General features: G+C 67.3%; 17 protein-coding genes and 1 tRNA gene. 12 read left to right on the top strand and 6 right to left on the bottom strand.

Translation table 11 applies throughout. The features are described 5' to 3' along the window. The 11 genes from VNN10_15655 to VNN10_15605 all read left to right on the top strand — a co-directional run. On the top strand, positions 1-2,057 hold a 2,057-nt coding region (locus VNN10_15655), incomplete at its 5' end, for a DNA internalization-related competence protein ComEC/Rec2 (GenBank protein HXH23454.1). Between the two features lie 129 nt (positions 2,058-2,186). Next, positions 2,187-2,843 carry a response regulator transcription factor gene (locus VNN10_15650; GenBank protein HXH23453.1) on the top strand — a complete coding sequence of 219 codons (657 nt, stop codon included), beginning with the start codon at positions 2,187-2,189 and terminating at the stop codon, positions 2,841-2,843. 221 nt (positions 2,844-3,064) lie between these two features. Beyond that, positions 3,065-3,574: an Rrf2 family transcriptional regulator gene (locus VNN10_15645; GenBank protein HXH23452.1), complete on the top strand. Its 510-nt coding sequence runs from the start codon at positions 3,065-3,067 to the stop codon at positions 3,572-3,574. Beyond that, positions 3,552-7,043, top strand: coding sequence for a molybdopterin-dependent oxidoreductase (locus VNN10_15640; protein ID HXH23451.1), 3,492 nt, complete (start codon positions 3,552-3,554; stop codon positions 7,041-7,043). The genes VNN10_15645 and VNN10_15640 overlap by 23 nt, the downstream gene beginning before the upstream one ends. 10 nt (positions 7,044-7,053) lie before the next feature. Further along, positions 7,054-8,184 carry a 4Fe-4S dicluster domain-containing protein gene (locus VNN10_15635; protein ID HXH23450.1) on the top strand — a complete coding sequence of 377 codons (1,131 nt, stop codon included), beginning with the start codon at positions 7,054-7,056 and terminating at the stop codon, positions 8,182-8,184. Between the two features lie 27 nt (positions 8,185-8,211). Further along, positions 8,212-9,150, top strand: a complete 939-nt coding sequence (locus tag VNN10_15630; GenBank protein ID HXH23449.1) for an ethylbenzene dehydrogenase-related protein — start codon at positions 8,212-8,214, stop codon at positions 9,148-9,150. After that, the gene (locus VNN10_15625; GenBank protein ID HXH23448.1) at positions 9,147-9,977 is read left to right on the top strand and encodes a molecular chaperone TorD family protein; all 831 of its coding nucleotides are present in this window, start codon (positions 9,147-9,149) and stop codon (positions 9,975-9,977) included. The genes VNN10_15630 and VNN10_15625 overlap by 4 nt, the downstream gene beginning before the upstream one ends. After that, entirely contained in the window at positions 9,974-11,269 is a 1,296-nt protein-coding gene (locus tag VNN10_15620; GenBank protein ID HXH23447.1) for a 4Fe-4S ferredoxin N-terminal domain-containing protein, read from the top strand. The genes VNN10_15625 and VNN10_15620 overlap by 4 nt, the downstream gene beginning before the upstream one ends. Continuing rightward, positions 11,269-12,645, top strand: a complete 1,377-nt coding sequence (gene nrfD, locus VNN10_15615) for an NrfD/PsrC family molybdoenzyme membrane anchor subunit (protein HXH23446.1) — start codon at positions 11,269-11,271, stop codon at positions 12,643-12,645. Before VNN10_15620 ends, nrfD begins: the two co-directional genes overlap by 1 nt. Continuing rightward, complete coding sequence (locus VNN10_15610; GenBank protein ID HXH23445.1) at positions 12,642-12,845, top strand: hypothetical protein; 204 nt, start codon at positions 12,642-12,644, stop codon at positions 12,843-12,845. Before nrfD ends, VNN10_15610 begins: the two co-directional genes overlap by 4 nt. 112 nt (positions 12,846-12,957) lie before the next feature. Continuing rightward, positions 12,958-13,095, top strand: coding sequence for a hypothetical protein (locus VNN10_15605; protein HXH23444.1), 138 nt, complete (start codon positions 12,958-12,960; stop codon positions 13,093-13,095). Between the two features lie 74 nt (positions 13,096-13,169). On the opposite strand, the gene VNN10_15600 is transcribed toward VNN10_15605, so the two are convergent. The 6 genes from VNN10_15600 to VNN10_15575 form a co-directional block, all read right to left on the bottom strand. Then, positions 13,170-14,384, bottom strand: a complete 1,215-nt coding sequence (locus VNN10_15600; GenBank protein HXH23443.1) for a CoA transferase — start codon at positions 14,382-14,384, stop codon at positions 13,170-13,172. Next, the gene (locus VNN10_15595; GenBank protein HXH23442.1) at positions 14,381-15,193 is read right to left on the bottom strand and encodes an amidohydrolase family protein; all 813 of its coding nucleotides are present in this window, start codon (positions 15,191-15,193) and stop codon (positions 14,381-14,383) included. Before VNN10_15595 ends, VNN10_15600 begins: the two co-directional genes overlap by 4 nt. 61 nt (positions 15,194-15,254) lie before the next feature. After that, positions 15,255-16,031, bottom strand: coding sequence for an enoyl-CoA hydratase-related protein (locus VNN10_15590; protein ID HXH23441.1), 777 nt, complete (start codon positions 16,029-16,031; stop codon positions 15,255-15,257). A gap of 31 nt (positions 16,032-16,062) precedes the next feature. Then, a complete protein-coding gene (locus VNN10_15585) occupies positions 16,063-17,916 on the bottom strand; it encodes an ABC transporter substrate-binding protein (GenBank protein HXH23440.1) in 1,854 nt (617 codons plus the stop codon). 167 nt (positions 17,917-18,083) lie between these two features. Continuing rightward, on the bottom strand, positions 18,084-18,737 hold the full coding sequence (locus tag VNN10_15580) for a TetR/AcrR family transcriptional regulator (protein ID HXH23439.1): 654 nt from the start codon (positions 18,735-18,737) through the stop codon (positions 18,084-18,086). A 193-nt stretch (positions 18,738-18,930) separates the two neighbouring features. Continuing rightward, positions 18,931-19,007 (bottom strand) — tRNA-Arg (locus VNN10_15575). 466 nt (positions 19,008-19,473) lie between these two features. On the opposite strand from VNN10_15575, the gene VNN10_15570 reads away from it, so the two are divergent. Further along, complete coding sequence (locus VNN10_15570; protein ID HXH23438.1) at positions 19,474-19,800, top strand: hypothetical protein; 327 nt, start codon at positions 19,474-19,476, stop codon at positions 19,798-19,800. Positions 19,801-19,823: the final 23 nt, after the last annotated feature.

Genomic DNA, 19,823 nt, shown 5'->3' with positions numbered 1-19,823 from the left:
CCCGCCTCGTCGAAGGCGAAGGCTGGCTGCCTGAACGCGGCCGCGTCCTCGTCACGGCGCGCCCGTTCCCTCGCTTTCGCTACGGCGACCGCCTGGAGCTTCGGGCCCGGCTCGAGGTACCGCAGGCCGCTGGCTTCGACTACCGCGAGTATCTCGCGCGGCGCGGCATCGTCTCCGTGGCGGCCTTCCCCGAAATCCGGCGCACGGAAAGTGGAAGCGGTAGCGCGTTGACGGCGGCGATCATCGGCTTCCGCGATAGCCTCGGCTCCCGCCTCTCGCACGCCTTGCCGGAGCCGGAGGCAGCGCTGGCCCGCGGCATCCTCCTCGGCCAGCGCGCCTCCATCCCGCGCGACGTGAACGAAGCGTTCAACGCTGCGGGCATCTCCCACCTCATCGCCATCTCGGGCTCGAATGTAAGCCTGGTTGCGGCGCTTGCCTTCGCCGCCCTCACCTGGCCGCTGGGCCGCCGCCGCGCCATCATCGCCGCGATGGCGCTCATCGCCGCCTTCGTGGTCCTCGTCGGCGCTTCGCCATCGGTGCTCCGCGCCGGCGTGATGGCCGTGTTCATGCTCGGGTCGGTGCTCGCCGGCCGGCCGGGCAGTCCCATTACGGCCGTCGCCTTCGCCGCCGCGCTCCTCACCGCCATCGAGCCGCTGGCCGCGCTCGACGTCGCCTTCCAGCTCAGCTTCGCGGCGACGCTCGGCCTCGTCCTGTTGTCGCCGCGCATGGCCGCGGCGCTCTCGGGCGCCTTCGGACGCGTCGTCCCGGCGCCGCTGGCGCTCTGGCTCGGCGAGAGCGTCGCGATGACGCTGGCCTCGAGCCTCGCCGTCTACCCGATCATCGCCGCGAACTTCGAGCGCGTGTCGCTGGCCGCGCTGCCCGCGAATATCCTGGCGGTGCCACTGTTCGGCGCCGTGGTCGTCACCTCGGCGTTGACGGCGGTTGCCGGCCTGGCCTTCGAATCCGCTGCGCCTATCATCGGCGCCTTCGCGCTGCTGCCCCTCTCCCTCCTGCTGGCTGTGGCGCGCGGCTTCGCGGCCCTGCCGGGCGCCTCACTGGAGGTGCGAGGCTTCGCCGCCGAGGCGGCGCTCGCGCTCTATGCGGCCCTCGCGCTCGTGGCCTTTGCCTTCTGGCGCCGGCGGCCGCCTGAGCCGGCGCAGGAGCGCCGCTTGCGCCTGTCGCCGGCGCTCGCTGCCTCGCTCCTCGCGCTGGCCGTGGCGGCCACGGCGTGGTATCGCGCGCTGGCGCCGGACCCGGGACGCCTCGTCGTGACCGTGCTCGACGTCGGCCAGGGCGACGCGGTCCTCATCAGGTCTCCGTCGGGCCATACGGTTCTTGTCGACGGCGGACCTTCGGGCCCGGCCCTGCTGAACGCCCTCGGCGCCGAGATGGGAAGCCGGCGGCGGATCGACCTCGTTGTCCTGACGCACCCGCAGCTGGACCACGTCGGCGGCCTGGTCGCCGCGGTGGAGCGCTACGACGTGCGCGCGGCCGCAGCCGGGGCCAGCTTCAGCGACCTGCCGGCCTACCTTGCCTGGCGGCAGGCGTTGGGCGAGGAGCGCGCGGCGCTGCGCACGCTCACCGCCGGCGAAACGGCCCGTCTCGGCGCAGCGCGCCTGGAGGTCCTCTGGCCTGCCTCCAGCCTCCTGTCTGGTACTCGCGATGACCTGAACAACGCCTCGTTGGTCCTCCGTCTGACTTACGGCAGCGTGAGCTTCCTCCTCACCGGGGACATTGCCTCGGAGGCGGAGGAGGCGCTGCTCGGCGCGACTGGCAGCCTTCAGGCCACGGTCCTGAAGGTCGCGCATCACGGCTCCGACACCTCGAACAGCCCCGAATTCCTCGCGGCCGTCCGGCCCTCGCTCGCCGTCATCTCGGCGGGCGACAACAACCCCTACGGGCATCCCTCGCCCACGACCCTGCTGCGACTCGCCGGCGTCCCCGTGTACCGCACGGACCGGAATGGCGCCATCCGCTTCGAGACCGACGGCCGCCGTCTGTACGTGCGGCCATCGCGCGGCTCCCATCAACTCGTGCCGGTCTCTGCCATTCGGTAGGTCCGTGATGGCCCAAACGGCACTTATCTGGCTGGGGCGCCGGCCTTATGACGGCTGAGGAGGCCGGATGTCGCGGCCCGCGCGCGTCCCCCGCCGCTGCATGGCCGCGCCGTCCGCTGGAGCAAGCCGGTGAGGATTGCCATCGTCGACGGCCACTGCCTTGTCCGCGCTGGCATCGCCGCTCTCTTGCGCGAAGCAGGCCTCGAGGTCGTAGGCGAGGCCGCCGGCGGCGAAGAGGCGCTGGCGATGGCCCTCGGGGCCAGGCCCGATGTCATCCTCATTGAGGTATCCCTTCCAGGCGCCATGAGCGGCGTGGACATTACGGCGGCCCTGAAGAAGAGCGAGCCGGGAATTCGCGTAGTCGTCCTCACGGCCTCCGAGGCGGAGGACGACCTGGTGGCCGCCATAACGGCAGGGGCCAACGGCTATCTTCTGAAAGACTTGGAGCCGAAGACCTTCATCGACTGCCTGCTCGCCGTCGGTCGCGGCGAGGCCGTGCTGCCCCCGCGCCTCACCGGCCCGCTGCTCGCCAGGCTCCGGGCGCTGGCCGCCGGCCAGGCCGAAGACGCGCGCAGGGCGCTCTTCACCCCGCGCGAAGCGGATGTCGTCGCCCGCGCCGCGGCCGGCCAGACCTCGAGGCAAATCGCCCTGGCGCTCGGCCTGAGCGAGAGCGCGGTCAAGTTCCACCTCCGCAAGGTGATGCGCCGCCTGGAGTTGGAGAATCGGGCCCAGCTCGTAGCCTGGGCCTCCCGTAACAGCCACCTGATCTGCGCCGCAGCCCGCTGAGCCGCCCGCGCAGCGCGTCCGAGGGGCCAGGCGTCCCGCCGGCGATGGGCCAAATGGCATCCGCGGGACTGCCCCTTCGGTCAGCGCCGGCGCGCCAAATTCCGGGTACACCTGCACCCTCTTGGCGTCCATTCGGCGATTCCTCGGCGTCAGCAGGGGGCGGAAAGTGGATTCCGGACATCCGATATCCGCGTTCAGGAGGTCCCGCAATCAACGCCGGAGTGAGCTTTGCCTTCCACGCTCTCGCGCGACTCGCCCGCCTGGCTCCGGGTGAGACTGCGACGGCGGAGGAACTGGCGGCCAGCCTGGGCGCGTCTCCCAGCTACCTCGCCCATCTCATGCGGAGACTCACCGCGGCCGGGCTTGCCCGGGCGCATGCCGGCGCCCACGGCGGCTACAGCCTGGGGCCGCGCGGGGACAACGTCTCGCTGAAGGACGTCGTGTCGGCGCTCAGCCCGGCGGCTGCCCTGTCCGCCCCGGAATTGCCGATCTGCGCGGCTTGCCCTCTTGGCGCCGCCTGCCCCCTCCGGGCAGTGGTCGCCAAGGCGGAGGCGACACGGCAGGACGTGTTCGCCAGGGCCACCGTGGGCGGCCTGGCCCGGCTCCTGGGCGCGGCTGAACGCAGCCCCGTAGCGCCGGCAGCACCCCCGCCGGCCAACCGCGGCGGCCACGGCAGGCGGTATCGGCGGATCAGGCCGGGAGGTATCCATGTCAGAAAAACGCAAGGTTAACCGCCGGAGCTTTCTGAAGACCGCGACGGCAGCCTCGCTGGGCTTGGCGGCAGCGGAGGTCTTCCGTTTCCAGCCGGGCCTCTTGGAAGCGAGCGAGCCAATCGCAATCCGCGACCCCTTCAAGGTGTTTCCCGACCGTGGCTGGGAGGACGTCTACCGGAACCTCTACAAGACCGACAGTACCTTCGTCTTCACCTGCGTCCCGAACGACACCCACGGCTGCCTTCTCCGGGCGAAGGTGAAGAACGGCGTCGTCGTCAGCATCCACCCGACCTACGGCTACGGCGAGGCGGAGGACCTGCACGGCAACAAGGCCTCTCACCGCTGGGACCCCCGCTGCTGCCAGAAGGGCCTCGCCCTGGCGCGTCGCTTCTACGGCGACCGGCGCGTCCAGGGAGCGATGATCCGCCAGGGCTTCAAGGAGTGGGTAGACGCGGGCTTCCCGCGCGACCCCGTCACCGGCGCGCCGCGGACCGACCTGCGACGCCGCGGCGAGGACAACTGGCTGAAGATCAGCTGGGACGAGGCCTTCGACATCGCCGCCCGCACCTACCTCGACATCGCTCGCACCTACTCCGGCCCCGCGGGCGCGCAGCGGCTCCGCGCCCAGGGCTACGACCCATCGATGATCGCCTCGATGGAAGAGGCCGGCACGCGCTCCGTGAAGGTCCGCGGCGGAATGCCTCTCCTCGGCGTCAGCCGCATCTTCGGCTTCTACCGCTTTGCCAACATGCTCGCTTTGCTGGACGACCACATCCGCGGCGTCGGGGCCGCGGCCGCCAAGGGGTCCCGTGCCTGGGACAACTATGCCTGGCACACTGACCTCCCTCCCGGCCACCCGATGGTCACGGGCCACCAGACCATCGACTACGACCTCTTTGCCGCCGAGTACGCGGACCTCATCGTCACCTTCGGGATGAACTGGATCTCGACGAAGATGCCGGATGGCCACTGGCTCGCCGAGGCGCGCCTGCGCGGCACGAAGATAATCACCGTCACCACCGACTACCAGTCGACCTCCGTGCGCGCGGACGAGGTCCTGATGATCCGGCCCGGCACGGACGCCGCGCTGGCGCTCGGCTGCGCCCAGTACATCCTCGCCAACGGACTGGCGGACATACCGCGGATCAAGCAGTTCACCGACCTGCCCCTCCTCGTCCGCATGGACACTCGCACGCTGCTTTCCGCCAGGGACGTCTTCCCTGGCTACCAGCCCGCGGAGCTGACGAACTACATAGAGATCACGGAGGCGGGCGCGCCGTTGCCCGTGCCCGCGCTCCAGGCCAGGCCCTACGTCGCCCGTTCCCTGCGCGAGGAATGGGGCGACTACGTGGTCTGGGACACGAAGGCGAACGCGCCTGCCGCCGTCAACCGCGACCAGGTGGGCGAAAAGTTCGCGGCCACCGGCATCGACCCCGCCCTCGAGGGCACGTTCTCCGTCCGGACGGTCGACGGGCGGACGGTCGCCGTCCGGCCTGTCTACGACCTGCTCAAGCAGTACCTCGATGACAACTTCGACCTCGCCACTGTCTCGGAGCTCACCTGGGCCCCGCGCGAGGCCATAGTCAGCCTCGCCACGAAGATCGCGCAGGCCAGGGGCAAGGCCCTCCTCACCCACGGCATGGGCCCGAACCACTTCTTCAACGCCGACCTCAAGGACCGCGCGATCCTTCTCCTGGCGGCCATCACGGACAACATCGGGCAAATCGGCGGCAACGCCGGGTCGTACGCGGGGAACTACCGCGGCTCCGTCTTCAACGGCGTCCCCCAGTTCACGCTCGAAAACCCCTTCGACCAGGAGCTAGACCCTTCCAAGCCGGCCCGCACGCGGCTGACCTACAAGGCGGAATCGGCCCACTACTACAACTACGGCGACCGCCCGCTGCGCGTCGGCAACAAGAACTTCACCGGCGCTTCGCACATGCCTTCGCCGACGAAGCTAATGCACTTCGGCAACTCCAACTCGCTCCTCGGTAACGCCAAGTGGCACCACGACGTAGTGCACAACACGCTCCCGAAAGTAGACGCCATCTTCGTGCACGAGTGGTGGTGGACCGCCAGCTGCGAATACGCCGACATGGTCTTCGGCGTCGATAGCTGGGCCGAGCTCAAGTTCCCGGATGCGACCGCGTCCTGCACGAACCCCTTCCTGGTGATGCTGCCGCGGACGCCCCTGAAGCGCATCTTCGACACCCGCTCCGACCTCGAGGTGCTTGCCGGCGTGGCGAAGCGGTTGGGCGAGATCACTGGCGACCGCCGCTTCATCGACCACTGGAAGTTCATCCACGAGGGCAAGTCCGAGCCTTACCTCCAGCGCATCTTCGATGCCAGCAGCACCACTCGCGGCTACAAGGTCGAAGACCTGCATGCGCGGGCCGAGAAGGGCATCCCCGCCCTCATGAACTTCCGCACCTACCCGCGCCAGAACGGTTGGGAGCAGCGCAACGAGAGCAAGCCCCAGTACACCCGCACCGGACGCCTCGAGTTCTACCGCGATGAGCCCGAATTCCTGGAGCACGGCGAGAACCTGCCCGTGTACCGCGAACCCGTCGACTCCACCTTCTACGAGCCCAACGTCATCGTGGCGAAGCCTCACCCCGTGATCATCCCGCTCGGTCCGGAGGCCTACGGGTTGCGCCGCGACGACCAGTCGGTCGAGGTACGGCAGGTCCGCAACGTCGTCAAGGCCTGGGAAGAGCTCAAGCGGACACGCCACCCTCTGGCCGAACAGGACCCGCGCTTCCGCTTCATCTTCATCAGCCCCAAATACCGGCACGGCGCCCACACCACGCCCGTCGACCTCGACTGGATGGGCTACATCTTCGGCCCCTTCGGCGACATGCTCCGGCACGACAAGCGCAAGCCGTCCGTGGGCGAGGGCTACCTGGAGATAAACCCCATCGACGCAAAGGCGCTCGGCATAGAGGACGGCGACTACGTCTGGTTCGACGGCGACCCGCAGGACCGCCCCTATCGGGGCTGGTCCCCGAACGACGCCTACTACAACGTCGCCCGGGGCATGTTGCGCGCCCGCTACAACTCCGCCCTCCAGCCTGGCGTCACACGCTCCTGGTTCAACATGTTCGTGGCCACCAAGGGGTCCGTGCGGGGCCAGAGCGAGCGCCCGGACGGCATGGCGAAGAGCCCAACCACCAACTACACCGCCTACTTCCGTCACGGCAGCCACCAGAGCGGCACGCGCGCCTGGCTCAGGCCGACGCTCATGACCGACTCCCTCGTCCGCAAGCCCTACTTCGGCCAGACGATCGGCAAAGGCTTCGAGGCGGACGTGCACTCGGTCGTCGGCGCTCCCAAGGAGTCGTTCATCCGCATCGAGAAGGCGGAGGACGGCGGCTTCGGCGGCGCGAAGCTCTGGCGCCCGGCGCGGGAGGGCTTTCGCCCGACTTACGAGTCGGACGCCATGAAGCTGTACATAGCCGGCGGCTACTACCGGGTTGTGAGCGCCTGAGAGGTGAACCATGCCTGAAGTCTTCAACTGGCAACTCGGCCGCAAGATGGCATACCAGTACGACGCGCCCCGGCCGAAGCGGCAGATCGCCTGGGTCTTCGACACCAACAAATGCATCGCCTGCCAGACCTGCACCGTGGCCTGCAAGCAGACCTGGACCTGGGGCCGCGGCCAGGAGTACATGCTCTGGAACAACGTCGAGACCAAGCCCTACGGCTTCTTCCCCACCGGCTGGGACGTCCGCCTCCTCGAGATGCTGGGGCCAGGCGGCTGGCAGAACGGTGAGTACACAGGCAGCACCGCTTTCGAGGCAGCGCCCAAAGGCGAGCGCGTGGCCGGCTGGCTGCCGGCCAGCGAGCACTGGGCCTACCCGAACATCGGCGAGGACGAGCCCGCCGGCATCGCCTCCCAGGGGACCTACATCGGCAAGCTGCCGCACGACATGTGGTTCTTCTATCTCGCCCGCATCTGCAACCACTGCACCTACCCCGCGTGCCTCGCCGCTTGCCCGCGCGAGGCCATCTACAAGCGCCCGGAAGACGGCATCGTCCTCATCGACCAGACCCGTTGCCGCGGCTACCAGGAGTGCGTGAGCGCCTGTCCCTACAAGAAGGTGATGTTCAACAACACCACCGGCACCAGCGAGAAGTGCATCGCCTGCTACCCGAAGATCGAGCAGGGCGAGCAGCCGCAGTGCGTCACATCCTGCATCGGCCGCATCCGCATCGCTGGCTTCATCAGCCCGCCCGGACAGGTGGTCGAGGACAACCCGATCGACTTTCTCGTGAAGGTCCGCAAGGTCGCGCTGCCCTTGTACCCCCAGTCCGGGACAGAGCCGAACGTCTACTACATCCCGCCCATGCACGCCCCGCGCGACTACTCCCGCCAGCTCTTCGGGCCCGGCACCGACGAGGCGATCGAGACCTACGCCCGGGCGAAAGACGACCCGGACCTGCTGGGGCTAATGATGCTTTTCGGCTCCACCGAGCGGATCATGCACCGCTTCAAGGTGGACGGAGAGATCGCCTACGGCTTCGACGACAAGGGCGAGGAGGTGGTGCAGGTCCCTCTGCGCGAACCGACCTTCATCCGCACGTATTTCGATAGCGTCCGCCAGTCCTACCTGCACAACATCACCTGAGACGGAGGGACCACCGGAGGCACTGAGATGACAAGCAACGCAAGTCAGAACAACGAGACCGGGCCAGCGCCCCCGCGCGGATCACCCAACCGGCGCGAGTTCGTGAAAGGCGCGGCGCTCGCCGGCGCGACCGCGGCGGTCCTTGGTGCGGTCGGCTGGATGGCAAGCGGCGGGAAAGAGGACCTCGAAGCCCAGCCGCCAGCCAGGCGCATTGTCGCGCGCAAGGTTAACAAGGTCTCCCTGGACCCGGCGGACGCGTCCTGGCGCCAGGCGCCTGCCCTGGAGGTGCCCCTGCTGGCGCAGAACATGACCACGCCCCGGGTCGCGGTGCCCACGATCCTCAGCCTGTCCCTCCGCGTCCTCCACGACGGAAACGACATCGCCTTTCACCTGCAGTGGGCCGATGACGAGGTCGATGACATCGAAGCCATGGGCCGCTTCCGCGACTCCGTGGCCGTCGAGCTCCCTGTAGACCCGCGCCAGAACGCGAACGTGATGATGGGCCAGCCGGGTAGGCCGGTCCACATCCTCCACTGGCGCGCCAGCTGGCAGACAGAGGTCGATACGGGCGGGCGCTCGCTCGCTCGCGCCTTCCCGAACGCCTTCAGCGAGGTCTCGCCAGAATCGATCATGGGCGAAGAAGGCGCGCGGGCCCACTACCCTGCCCTCTACCTGAACAACCCCATGGCCAGCCGCAAGCGCACCACGCCCGTGGAGGAGCTGGTGGCGGAGGGCTTCGGCACCCTCACGAGCCACGCCGAGCAGCGCGCCCAGGGGCGCGGGTCCCTCGCCGATGGACTGTGGACGGTCGTCATAGCCATGCCCATGGCCGGAGGAGAGAACAAGGCCAACCTCCGTCCCGGCGACGTAACGAGGGTTGCCGTTGCCGCCTGGGACGGCGCCGCCGGCAATCGCGGCGCGCGCAAACAGTGGAGCAACTGGGTGGCCCTGGAGGTTGAGGTATGAGCGCCGCCGCCACCCTGCAGGCCCCCGAGGTCCGCGCCCTGCTGGCGCGCGCGGACATGTACCGCTTGCTCGCCCAGGCCTTCAGCTATCCGGACCGCCGCGGCTTGCAGGCGCTGCGCTCCCTGCTGGACGAGGTCCTCGAGCATGGCGTCGCCCGCGGTCTCGCCCTCGAGGACGCCACCGCGGCGCTCGCCACGGCTTCGCGAAGCCGGGACGCCCGGCCGGCGCGGCTCGCCGGGGAGCACACGCGCCTCTTCGCCGGGCAGGTCGAGTGCTCCGGCCACGAGACCGAATACGAATTCGACCCCTTCAGCAAGGCCAGGCAGCTCGCAGACATCTGCGGCTTCTACAAGGCCTTTGGCCTCCAGGTTGCGGAGGAGAGGCGCGGCTTGCCCGACTTCGTCGCCACGGAACTCGAGTTCCTGAGCTTCCTCGCCCTGAAGGAGGCATACGCTGCGGTGCAAGGCTGGCCGGCGGAGCGCCAGATTGCCGCGGACGCGCAGAGGTCCTTCCTCGAGGACCACGCCGGCCGCTGGCTGCCCGCCTTCGCCCGCAAGCTCGCCGGCCTTTACGTCCCCTTCTACTCCGCGGCTGCTGACCTCCTCGGCGCCTTCATCGCATCCGAGATCGAACGCCTGGGCGCGAACCCCCTGCCCTTGGTCCAACGCGGGCAGCTCGCGGGCGACGACGCCGAGGCCTTCGTTTGCGGCCTGGAACTGCCCCGGGACGGCGACGATGAGCCTTCGCCCCAGATGGTCACCTGGTTCGACGACCCGCCAGTGATCGAGGCCACGCAAAGGCCCGGCGGGGGAGGAGACGAAGCATGAACCGAGACGAAAGTAGCGGACCTCCCGCGGACATCGTCGACGAGGTTTTCGACGCCGCGTGGGAGGCCGAAGCGAGGCGCACCGTCGCGGAGGTCGGTTTTGACCCCGGCCTGGCCGTGCGCGTCGCCCGCGACGCCCTCCGCGTGGCGCGCGGCGACTTGTCCCCAGCCCAGTTCCACGAGACCTACCACGCGGCCTACATGCGCGCCTTCGGCATGGACCTGAGGCCCTCCGGGGAAGAGGATGCAAGCCAGCCCGAGACCTCACAGGACCTGGTCGAATTCCGCATAACCGTCCCGGAGTCGCCTGCGGGCGCAGACCTCCCCGGCGACGACGACGGGACGCCAGCGCTGGTCTCCCGCCGCACGGCCGTGAAGGCGGCCGGGGCCGGCGCGGCGGCCCTGCTCCTGGCCCAGATGGCCGGCGCGTGGCTGCCCGGCGCCGCCGCTGACGGGGGCGCACACGGCGGCCACCAGGCGGCGCCGCCTCCGGCGGACCAGAGCACGAAGGCCAGCGGCAAGCGCCAGATGGGGATGGTCATCGACCTCGAGAAGTGCGATGGCTGCCTCTTCTGCGTCAACGCCTGCAGGCAGGCCTACAGCCTCACGGACGGCGTGCATTGGATCTACGTGTTCGCGTACAAGGAGCCGGACTCGCCCGACGTCCATCTCCTTCCCCGGCTCTGCAACCACTGCTCGAACGCCCCCTGCGTCAAGGTCTGCCCGACCACGGCTCGCCACCGCCGCAGCGACGGGCTCGTCCTGACCGACTACGACGTCTGCATCGGCTGCCGCTACTGCCAGGTCGCCTGCCCCTACGGCGTGAACTACTTCCAGTGGGGCGACCCCAAGAAGAACGGCGGAGGCTACACCGGCGAGCGGCGTGATGCCCGCGGCCGCAGCGTGGTCGGAGACCCGCCCCGGGGAGTGATGGGGAAGTGCACCTTCTGTCCGCTGCGGCAGGACTCCCACCACGAGCAGGGCACCACCAACTGCGCCCTCGCCTGCCCGCACGACGTCCTCCACTACGGCGACCTCAACGACCCCCAGAGCGAGCCCAATCTCTACCTGGAGCGGCGCCGGCAGGAGTTAGGCGGCCGCCTGCGGACCTTCCGCCTGCTGGAAGACCTTGGCACGAAACCGAACGTCATCTACATCGGCGCGCCGCCCTCCAAGAAAGCCAAGGAAGTCCCCGGTCCCGTGGCGTACGAGGACTGGGGCCTCGTGCACCGTCGACGCGACGCGCTCGAAGGGCCGGAACCATGGTTCCGGAGGCTAGCGGGAGGCAAGTGATGTCCACCGAAGCCCGATTCGCAACCGCTGTCCCGGGCGCGCCGCCGCGGACGGACGGCAGGTCCCCGCACCTGCGGCACGCCTCCGACGCGCGCACGGCCGCCATCCTGCGCCCCATCCTCGAGAGGCCTTCGGCCGTGTTCCTGGCGCTCCTTGCGCTCGCCGGCGCCGGCCTCCTCTGGTGGGCTTACGCCTGGTCGTTCCAGTTACGCCACGGGATGATCGTCGCCGGCATCGCCGACTGGGGTACGGGTGGCGGCGTCCCCTGGGGCTTCTACGTCGGCTCCTTCATCTGGTGGGTGGGCATCGCCCATGGCGGCATCATCATCTCCGCGGCCGTGCGCCTCTTCGGCCTCGAGGCCTTCAAGCCCGTCGCCCGGATGGCCGAGATGCTGACGCTGATCGCGCTCTCCATCGCCGCGCTGTACATCGTCATCCACATCGGGCGCCCGGACAGGGTCGTGACCAGCGTCCTGCCGAACCTGCCCCAGACCATCCGGACCTCGCCGCTGGCCTGGGACGTCACTGTCATCACGCTCTACTTCGTCCTCACGGCCACCTACCTTGGCCTGACCATCCGCCCGGACCTCTATGCCCTGCGCGACCGCCTGCCGCCGCTGTTCGCTCCGGTTTACGCCGCCCTCCTCCTTGGCTACCGGCCGGAGGACAAGCACAAGATCGAGCGCATGGCCTGGTGGCTGGCGCTCGCCGTGATCGTGCTGGCGCCTCTCTTCCTGCACGGGGGCGTGATCCCCTGGCTCTTCGCGACCATGCCCGGACAGCCGGGCTGGTTCGGCGGCGCGCAGGGGCCGCAGTTCCTGACCATCGCCCTCAGCTCCGCGCTCGGCTCCGTGATCATCATGGCCTACGTCTTCCGCCGCGCCTTCCGCTGGGAGGAAATCCTGCCGGACGAGGTCTTCGCCGGCCTGGGGCGCTGGCTGGCGCTCTTTGCCCTGCTGTTCCTGTGGATGCAACTCCAGCAGAACATCACCGGCTCGGTAGCGCCCCCGGCCGCTGTCGAGAAGGTGACCCACGCGAAGATGGAGGAGCCGCTCTACTGGCTCGCGCTCGGCCTTGTTGGCCTGGCCCTCGCCTACCTGGCGATTCAGATGATCTTCCCCCGCTACTTCAACGTCGAGCGCACCGTGATCGCCGCCCTCCTTCCCGTGTCCGCCACCCTGCTCGAGAAGACGCTGTTCGTAGTCGAGGGCCTCATGTACCCCGTCTTCCAGCTGTACGAGGCTGTGCCCGGACACTACACGCCCTCCTGGGTGGAGCTCTCGTCCGCCGTCGGGGCCTTCTCGATCCTCGTCCTGTTCTTCCTGGCCATGAGCCGGATAGTCCCGCTCGTTGAAGTGGAGGCTGATGGGGAATGATCCACGCGCCCGTTGGAGTCATCCTGATCCTCGGGATCGTCATGGTCCCGGTGTACGTGATGCTGCTGGGCTGGTTCTTCGGCTCCCCGCGCAGCACGAGGCTCGCGCTGACCGGCGTCGGCTACCTCGTCTCGATCACGGTCGGCCTCTGGGCCGGCCTGGCAGCCTTCGCCCTGTTGCTCGGCCTGCTGTTCTTCTAGCCTGCCCTCAGCACGCCAGAAGCGGCGCCTTCGAGAGAACGGGGAAGCCAGCGCTGGTGATCTACACCCGGCCCTTCGGCCCACCGGCCGCATGATGGCGGCGACGCTAGGGTTGCCCGCGTATCGTTTTGCGCTCGTCGACCACCCCATCGGCAGCCGCACGCTCGAGGAGATCCGGGCCCGGGCCCGCACCGCCTACGAGCACGTCCGCTCGCTACTGCAAGGCGCCCGGGACAGCCATGGGCGATAGGCCTGCCGGCCGCTAAAGACCCTGACCCGGCGCCAGGGACCGCAAGCGCCCACCGGTCGGGGACATGAGGAAACTCAGATCCCTCCGGCTTCGCGGATGGCGGAAATGTCATCCCAAGAAAACCCCGCCTCTAGCATCACCTCCTCGGTGTGCTGTCCCGTCTCCGGCGCGGGCTCCAGGCAGACATCCACGCCGCGCAACTGGAAGGGCGGGGCAATCACCTTGATGGCCTGCCCGGAGCGGTGCTGCTTGCTCACGACGTAGCCATTGGCTCGCGCCTGCTCGTCATTCGCGATGTCCTGGCCGTCGAAGACAGGGGACCACGGAAAATCGAAGCTGTCGAAAATCGGCGCCCACTCTGAGACCGTCCGTTTGCCCAGCTCCATCTGAAGTTCTTGGATTGCGGCAATGCTGTTCGAAAGAAGGCTCTGAGGAGTCGAGAAACGCTCGTCCTCGGTGAGGTCCGGTCGGTCGATGGCCCGACAAACTAGTGGCCAGAAGCGCCCGGCCTGGAACATCGCGAACTGAATCCACTTGCCGTCGCGGCATCGGTAAATCGTATAGAGGGGGTTGCCGCGGTAGAGCCGGCTTCGTCCCCTCAGCGGACCCTCCCCGGCGTGCAGTGCCCGCTGCAAGCGCAGAGCGTTTGCCCAGAGGCCCGCACCGTACAGGGACACATCTACCACTCCTCCGACTCCTTCTCGCTCGCGCCGAAAGAGGGCCATCATGATCCCGGCAACCAGAGCGGTGCCGCTCGGGAGGTCCCCCATCGCACCAGACAGCTGGACCGGTGGCCCATCATCAGTTGCCAGCGCCTCGGCAATGCCACCTCGGGCCCAGTAAGCCAGCTCGTCAAAGGCGGGCCGGTCACGATCCGGACCCTTCGGGCCATAACCGGTCGCGAGGGCGTATATCAGTGCTGGGAAGCGGCCCAAAAGTGAATCGGGATCGAGGCCGTACTTCTCAAGCGAGGAAAGCCTCACGTTGGTGATGAATACATCTGACTTCTCGAGGATGCGGTGGAGCACCCCTCGCCCGGCTTGAGACCCGATGTTCAACTGGATCGCTCTCTTGCCGCCGTTGAAGGCCTCAAAGCTCAGGTCAATCTGCGGACCGGCGCTCCCGACCGGCCTGTTGCCGCGCGAGGCATCGGCGCCCCCGGCCGGCTCCACCTTCACTACGTCGGCCCCATACGCCGCGAGTATTGCGGCGGCGGAGGGGGCCATCATCCAACTCGCCATCTCGATGACCTTGACTCCATGCAGGGGCGGCGCGCTCGCCAGGCTCATCCGCTTACCTCCAGCTTCAGCAGACGGGCCGCGTTGAGCCCCAACCACTTCATCTTCGTCTCGTCCTTGAGCGGCAGCTCTCTCACCTCTTCGATTACTCGTCGGAAGGGCAGCATGCTGTCTGTCGCAAAGAGAATCCTGTCCTCGAGCAAGGACCGGTTGCCGTAGAGGAGCAGCGGCTCCCAACCCGTCCCCGGTGTCCCGATGTACTTCGGGGACACCGCCCCGATCTCGACGTACACGTTCGAGTGTTTCCAGGCCACCGCTACCATCTCGGTCACCCAGGGCCAGCCTCCGTGGTTCGCGACGATCGCGAGGCCGGGGAAGTCGCAGGCAATCTCGCAGAGATACAGTGGCCGCCCGTAGTCGATACTCCGGTCGTTGCTGAAATTGATGGAAGTGTGGATGGTAACCGGCAGCCCGAGTTCCTGACACTTCGCGTACAGCGGGTAGAAGCGTTTGTCGTGGGCGTGCATGCGGTAGGCAAAAGGCTGCAGGTTTACGCCCTTGGCTCCCCGGTCGTGGCCTTCTTTGATTACCTCCACCATGTCGACGTAATCGCCCGGGTTGACTGTGATGAAAGGGGTGAAACGGTCCGGATGGCCATGCGCTATGCGCAACGCTGCTTCGTTCAGCGTGCGGAAGTCTCCCGAGGCCCACTCAGCCTGCAGCACGGCATGGGTCACTCCGGCCTCCTCCATGCTGGCCAGGAGGTCCTCCACTGTCCGGCCTCCGCCGCGGCTGCCCTGATAGACGCGTCCGTAGTTGGCCATGTAGCCGCCGCCCCTCGGCGCGTCTCCGGTCGGCAAGCGTTCGGACGCTGGTACGGTCACCCTGAAGTCGACTATCACCGGCAGCGCTCGAAGAAGGCTACTGGCCCGTGAAGTTGGGCTTACGTCGCTCGGCGAAGGCCAGATTGCCCTCTCGGGTGTCGTCCATCTCGTTTAGTATCCGGTTGAACTCCCGGTAAAGCCGGAGAGCGTCATGGAGCGCCATCTCCCTGCCCCGCTTCACGAGCTCCTTCGTCATCCGGACAGCAATTGGGCCGTTCTCGCATATTCGCTCGGCGATTTCGAGGCTCCGCTTCAAGTCCTCGCCGCGGGGAACTACCTCAGTGATGAGGCCCCATTCGAGCGCCTTGCGCGCATCGATAAACTCGCCGGTCAGCAGCAGGTACATGGCCTGCGACATAGACATGAAGTCTAGAGTCCTTATCGCCCCGTAGCCATGAAGAATGTTCCACTTCACCTCGGGCGTCCCGAACTGCGAGTCCTCGGTAGCCACGCGCACGTCGCACATCAGGGCCAGCTCGAGCCCACCCGCAAGGCAGTAGCCGTGGATGGAAGCGATGAGGGGCTTGCTCACCTCGAGGCCGCCGGCGTATCCGCCCGCCCGCCAGGCCTGCCAGCCTGGTCGAGCTTCCCCGGGCGCGCGTACGCGGTGCATAGTCTTGAGGTCGGCGCCAGCCGAAAAGGCCCGGTCCCCCGCGCTCGTAACGATTCCCACCCAAATTTCAGGGTCATTGTCGACCTCCTGGAGAAGGCGGTTGACCTCGCTACTCGTCGGCCCGTCGAGGGCGTTCAGCTTCTCTGGGCGGTTGATGGAGATCACCGCCACCCTTCCCTGCTTCGTGAAGTCAACCGGCATCGTCTTTCTCCTCAGGTCCGCCTGGAGGCCACTACGCCCGCCCGAGCGGCGGCCGGCGGTCGTCGATCCACCACTCCAGGTTCGACTCCGTGATGCTCCCGGCACCGCCGGGCCAGCTCCGGTACACGCCCATGTTCCCGATTACGGGCCAGTTCACGGTGAAGCCCAGGATTGCGTACGGCAGGTTCGGGATGGAATAGGCTTTTTTCGCCATCATGCGCTGGAAGTCTTGCGCCAGCTCCTGCTGCTTCTTGATGTCGAACTCGCGCTTGATACGCTCGATCGCGTTGTTGACTTCCGGGTCTCCCTGCTCGGGATTTCGGCCGTCAACGGTCGCCCCCTCGAACTCAGCCCCGTCGCGATGCAGGTTCTGGAAGATCTGTGAGGCGACCGTCGGATAGCCGGACACTGCCCGGTAGGCGATGCCGTCAAAGCCGACAATTGGCTTTCCGGCCCTCCATTGGAGGCAGTACGCGTAATGGTAGTTCGGAAGCCAGTCGTTCTGATACTCCTTGGGTCCGAGCTTTGTACGGATCCCGCCGTCACTGAGGAGGCCGGCGACAACCTCGGCCGCGCGTGTGTAGGTGGCGCCGTAGTTCGTCCCACCGTTGAAGAAGAGAGTCGTCTCCAGCCCGTTGGCGAAGCCGGCCGCAGCCATGAGCTTCTTTGCCTCAGCCACGTCGTATCTGTAGAACTTCGCGTTGGAGCCAAACTTCTTCTCGTCCTTGGGGTCCATCCAGTACCCGTCCCAGCCAGCGCCGATCACAGAGTGATAGCGCGCCGGAAGGTCGATGCCCTGCTGCTTGAATTTCTCCCTCCCTCCAAGCGTGTCGATCATCAGCTCGCGGTCCAGGAGCAGGGAAACGGCCTGGCGCAGCCTCTCGTCTTTCCACGGGGAGTCCCCGCTGAAGCCGAAGCCGAGGTCGGAAGGCACCGTGGAGTAGCTCTCATTCTGCCGCAGCTCGGTTTGGGATAGGTCCTTTTTGGTCTGGATGACGTCATCCGGCTGCACGACGGACGTGTAGATATTCCCCGCCTTGAACTGGGCAAGCCTGGTTGCATACTCGGGGAGGATGGGTACCTCGACCTTGTCCATGTAGGGACGGCCCTTGACATAGTAGTCCGGGTTCTTCGTCCACACCCGAAGCGTGCCGGGGCTGTACTCCGTAAGGAGCCAGGGCCCGTAGCCGCGCGTCTCGCCCTTAGGGTCAAACCCGCCGTCGGCCTCCCGAGGCATGACGTAGAACGAGCGCCAGCCGAACAGGGGCAGGAGTGACGCGTCCGGTTGCTTCAGCTTGAGTACGATGGTGCGGGCGTCAGGGCTGGTCATGGACTCGACCGGCGCTGTTGGCGCCGATGTTGCGTCGTAAACCAGGTTGCCACGTGACGTGCTAATTCGTGAGTACCGCGCCCAGGTCGCCATTACGTCCTGAGCGTCGATGGCTCGCCCGCTGGTCGGCGCCCTCTGGTCCCACTTCAGGCCCTGCCGCAGCCTAAATGTAACCTGAAGCTTATCCCCGGAAATCTCAAACGATTCCGCCAGGTCCCCTTCGACTTCTCCGGTCGCGAAGTCCGGAAACTTTGCCGTCTTGAACTTCACCATTCGCGGGTACGTGTAAGCGGCAATCCGGGCCTGGGCGGAAAACGAAGTCGTCGCGATCGGGTCGAACGTGGTTACGTCGGCGGTATCGAAGTGCTTGAGAACCCCGCCGGTCTTGGCCTGAGCCGACGTGTCCACCGGCGACGTCAAGAGGCCGCTCGGGTCGGCCGTGGCTTGCCCACCCTCATCGCCGCCACCACAGCCTGCAAGGCTCAGCGTGGCCACAGCACCCCCAGCGGCCGCCGCGCCTCTCAGCGCGCGCCGGCGGGTCAGTCGCTCGCTCACATAACGGCTCCAATATCCTGTCGTGCTCACCGAGGCTCCCTCCCATCTCGCCGCAACAGCTGTAGCGAAAAGCGCCCTTGTCAAATGAGCAGATTTATAATGGCCGTTCGTTTTTTTGTCAACTCCTGCTCGCATGCGAGCGCAGCGCTCCGCTAGGCCAAGGCAATCTAGCTTAGGGTCGAGCCGTTGGGGCGCGTGCCCGGCGCCACTGGCTGCTCTTCGGGCGGTGACTCCACAGCCATGAGATGGAGCAGGAACCGAACGACCTTCATCGCCCTCGACCTCGAGACGGTCGCGGAGTCCAGCGCGACCTTGAGCTGGAGGCCATCGAGTACGGCCTGCAAGAGGTCGGCTGCCAGGAGGGGGTCCAGGCTTTCTCGATAGCGGCCGGCTTGGATTCCGCCCTTGACGGCCTCGGCGATTGTCTGGCGAAACCGCGCGATTCGTTCCGCCCTGAAGTCCTTGAGCTCACTGTCCCGGGACGCGTGAGCCCAATACTCGATCCAAAAGCTGAGGGGCGGCACCGATGGAGCGTCGTCGACGAGGCTGACCTCGAAGAGAGTGGGCAGGAATTCACGCGACCGATTCCCTTCACGGAGCCTGCGTGACCTCTCCCCCACCATTGAGTGGCCGAACGCGAGCGCGTTCTTCATCAGGTCGTTCTTGCTTCTGAAGTAGTAGGTGATCATGCCGGTGCTTACACCGGCTCGCTCGGCGATCTTTTTCATCGTGGCTCCCTCGATGCCGAGTTCGGCCACGCACTGGATCGCCGCCCAGAGTATCTGGGCCCTTCGTTCTTCCTCGCGCTGCTTCTTCGCCATCCTTCGCTCAGCCCTAATGTCGTCCAAGGGTCCGGTTCGCGACGCGCCTCTCGTCAACGCGGGCGAACACTGAATAACATCACCATACTACACAGGGGTCAGACGGATAGGCCGAGACCCCAAGGTACAGCTCGCGAAGGCCTTTCCTGACGGCGACTCGCAGGCGGACGGATCGCTGGACGACGGACGAGGATGGTACCCCCGGCAGGACTCGAACCTGCGACACGCGGTTTAGGAAACCGCTGCTCTATCCGCCTGAGCTACGGGGGCCCCACGGCAGGCTAACAAATTCAGGATCGCCCTCACAAGGCGCCCCCGGCCCCGGCCTGGCGCGCCCAAGAAGAAAGGCGCCGGATCGGCGCCTCAGGACTCAGTTGGTGGAGATAGGGGGATTTCCCCACCACGGGGCGCATCGCGCGCCTCTATTCTTACCGCCCGTCGCCGCACGGGCTCTCCCGCTCATGCGGCCATCGGCAGGCCGCGCGCTCGGCGCGCTAGTGAAAGCTGCACGGCCCTCGAGGGGTTTCGGCCCGAGAGGGCCGTGCAACGACTCAGGTGACACAGATTCGGAGGGCAATTCTATGGCACCCGACGACACAACCAGGCGCATGGGGACGTGCGACCACGGCAAGGTCCGCGTCCTCTGCCCGCGCTGCGCCCCGTCCCTGGCGGCCCTGGCGGCGGCTCCCGCAACTGGAACAAGCCCTCAAAAACCTCAGGACGGCGGACATAACCCGTGACCGCGCAGCGCGGCTTCTTCGCCGCCCGGACCTACGAGCACGGCGTCCATGTCGAGGTGGACCCCGCGCTCTTCCGGGACGGACGGACGTTCAACTATGAGCGCGATGCCCAGCGTCTGAACGCGCAGCATCAGCGTGTCCTGGCGGTCATGCTCGACGGTCAGTGGCATACCCTGTCCGAGATATCGCAGCGCACCGGTGACCCCGAGGCGTCCGTCTCGGCGCGCCTGCGGGACCTGCGCAAGCCGCGCTTCGGCGGCTACGTGGTCGAGCGCCGCCATGTCAGCCACGGGCTGTGGGAATACAGGTTGGTGCTGCCATGAAAAGGGTGCGCAGCATGCCTGAT

Source organism: Dehalococcoidia bacterium (assembly GCA_035574915.1).
Classification (GTDB): Bacteria; Chloroflexota; Dehalococcoidia; order DSTF01; family WHTK01; genus DATLYJ01.
Note: the sequence above shows the minus strand (reverse complement) of the source record. Positions and strands in the feature narration are given on the sequence as shown.

Coding starts and splice junctions, on each gene's coding strand:
- VNN10_15600 (HXH23443.1), bottom strand. CDS start 14,384: ATGAGCCTGGCGAGCGCGCCGCCCCTGCATGGAGTCAAGGTCATCGAG.
- VNN10_15610 (HXH23445.1), top strand. CDS start 12,642: ATGATCCACGCGCCCGTTGGAGTCATCCTGATCCTCGGGATCGTCATG.
- VNN10_15630 (HXH23449.1), top strand. CDS start 8,212: ATGACAAGCAACGCAAGTCAGAACAACGAGACCGGGCCAGCGCCCCCG.
- VNN10_15625 (HXH23448.1), top strand. CDS start 9,147: ATGAGCGCCGCCGCCACCCTGCAGGCCCCCGAGGTCCGCGCCCTGCTG.
- VNN10_15580 (HXH23439.1), bottom strand. CDS start 18,737: ATGGCGAAGAAGCAGCGCGAGGAAGAACGAAGGGCCCAGATACTCTGG.
- VNN10_15620 (HXH23447.1), top strand. CDS start 9,974: ATGAACCGAGACGAAAGTAGCGGACCTCCCGCGGACATCGTCGACGAG.
- VNN10_15640 (HXH23451.1), top strand. CDS start 3,552: ATGTCAGAAAAACGCAAGGTTAACCGCCGGAGCTTTCTGAAGACCGCG.
- nrfD (HXH23446.1), top strand. CDS start 11,269: ATGTCCACCGAAGCCCGATTCGCAACCGCTGTCCCGGGCGCGCCGCCG.
- VNN10_15635 (HXH23450.1), top strand. CDS start 7,054: ATGCCTGAAGTCTTCAACTGGCAACTCGGCCGCAAGATGGCATACCAG.
- VNN10_15590 (HXH23441.1), bottom strand. CDS start 16,031: ATGCCGGTTGACTTCACGAAGCAGGGAAGGGTGGCGGTGATCTCCATC.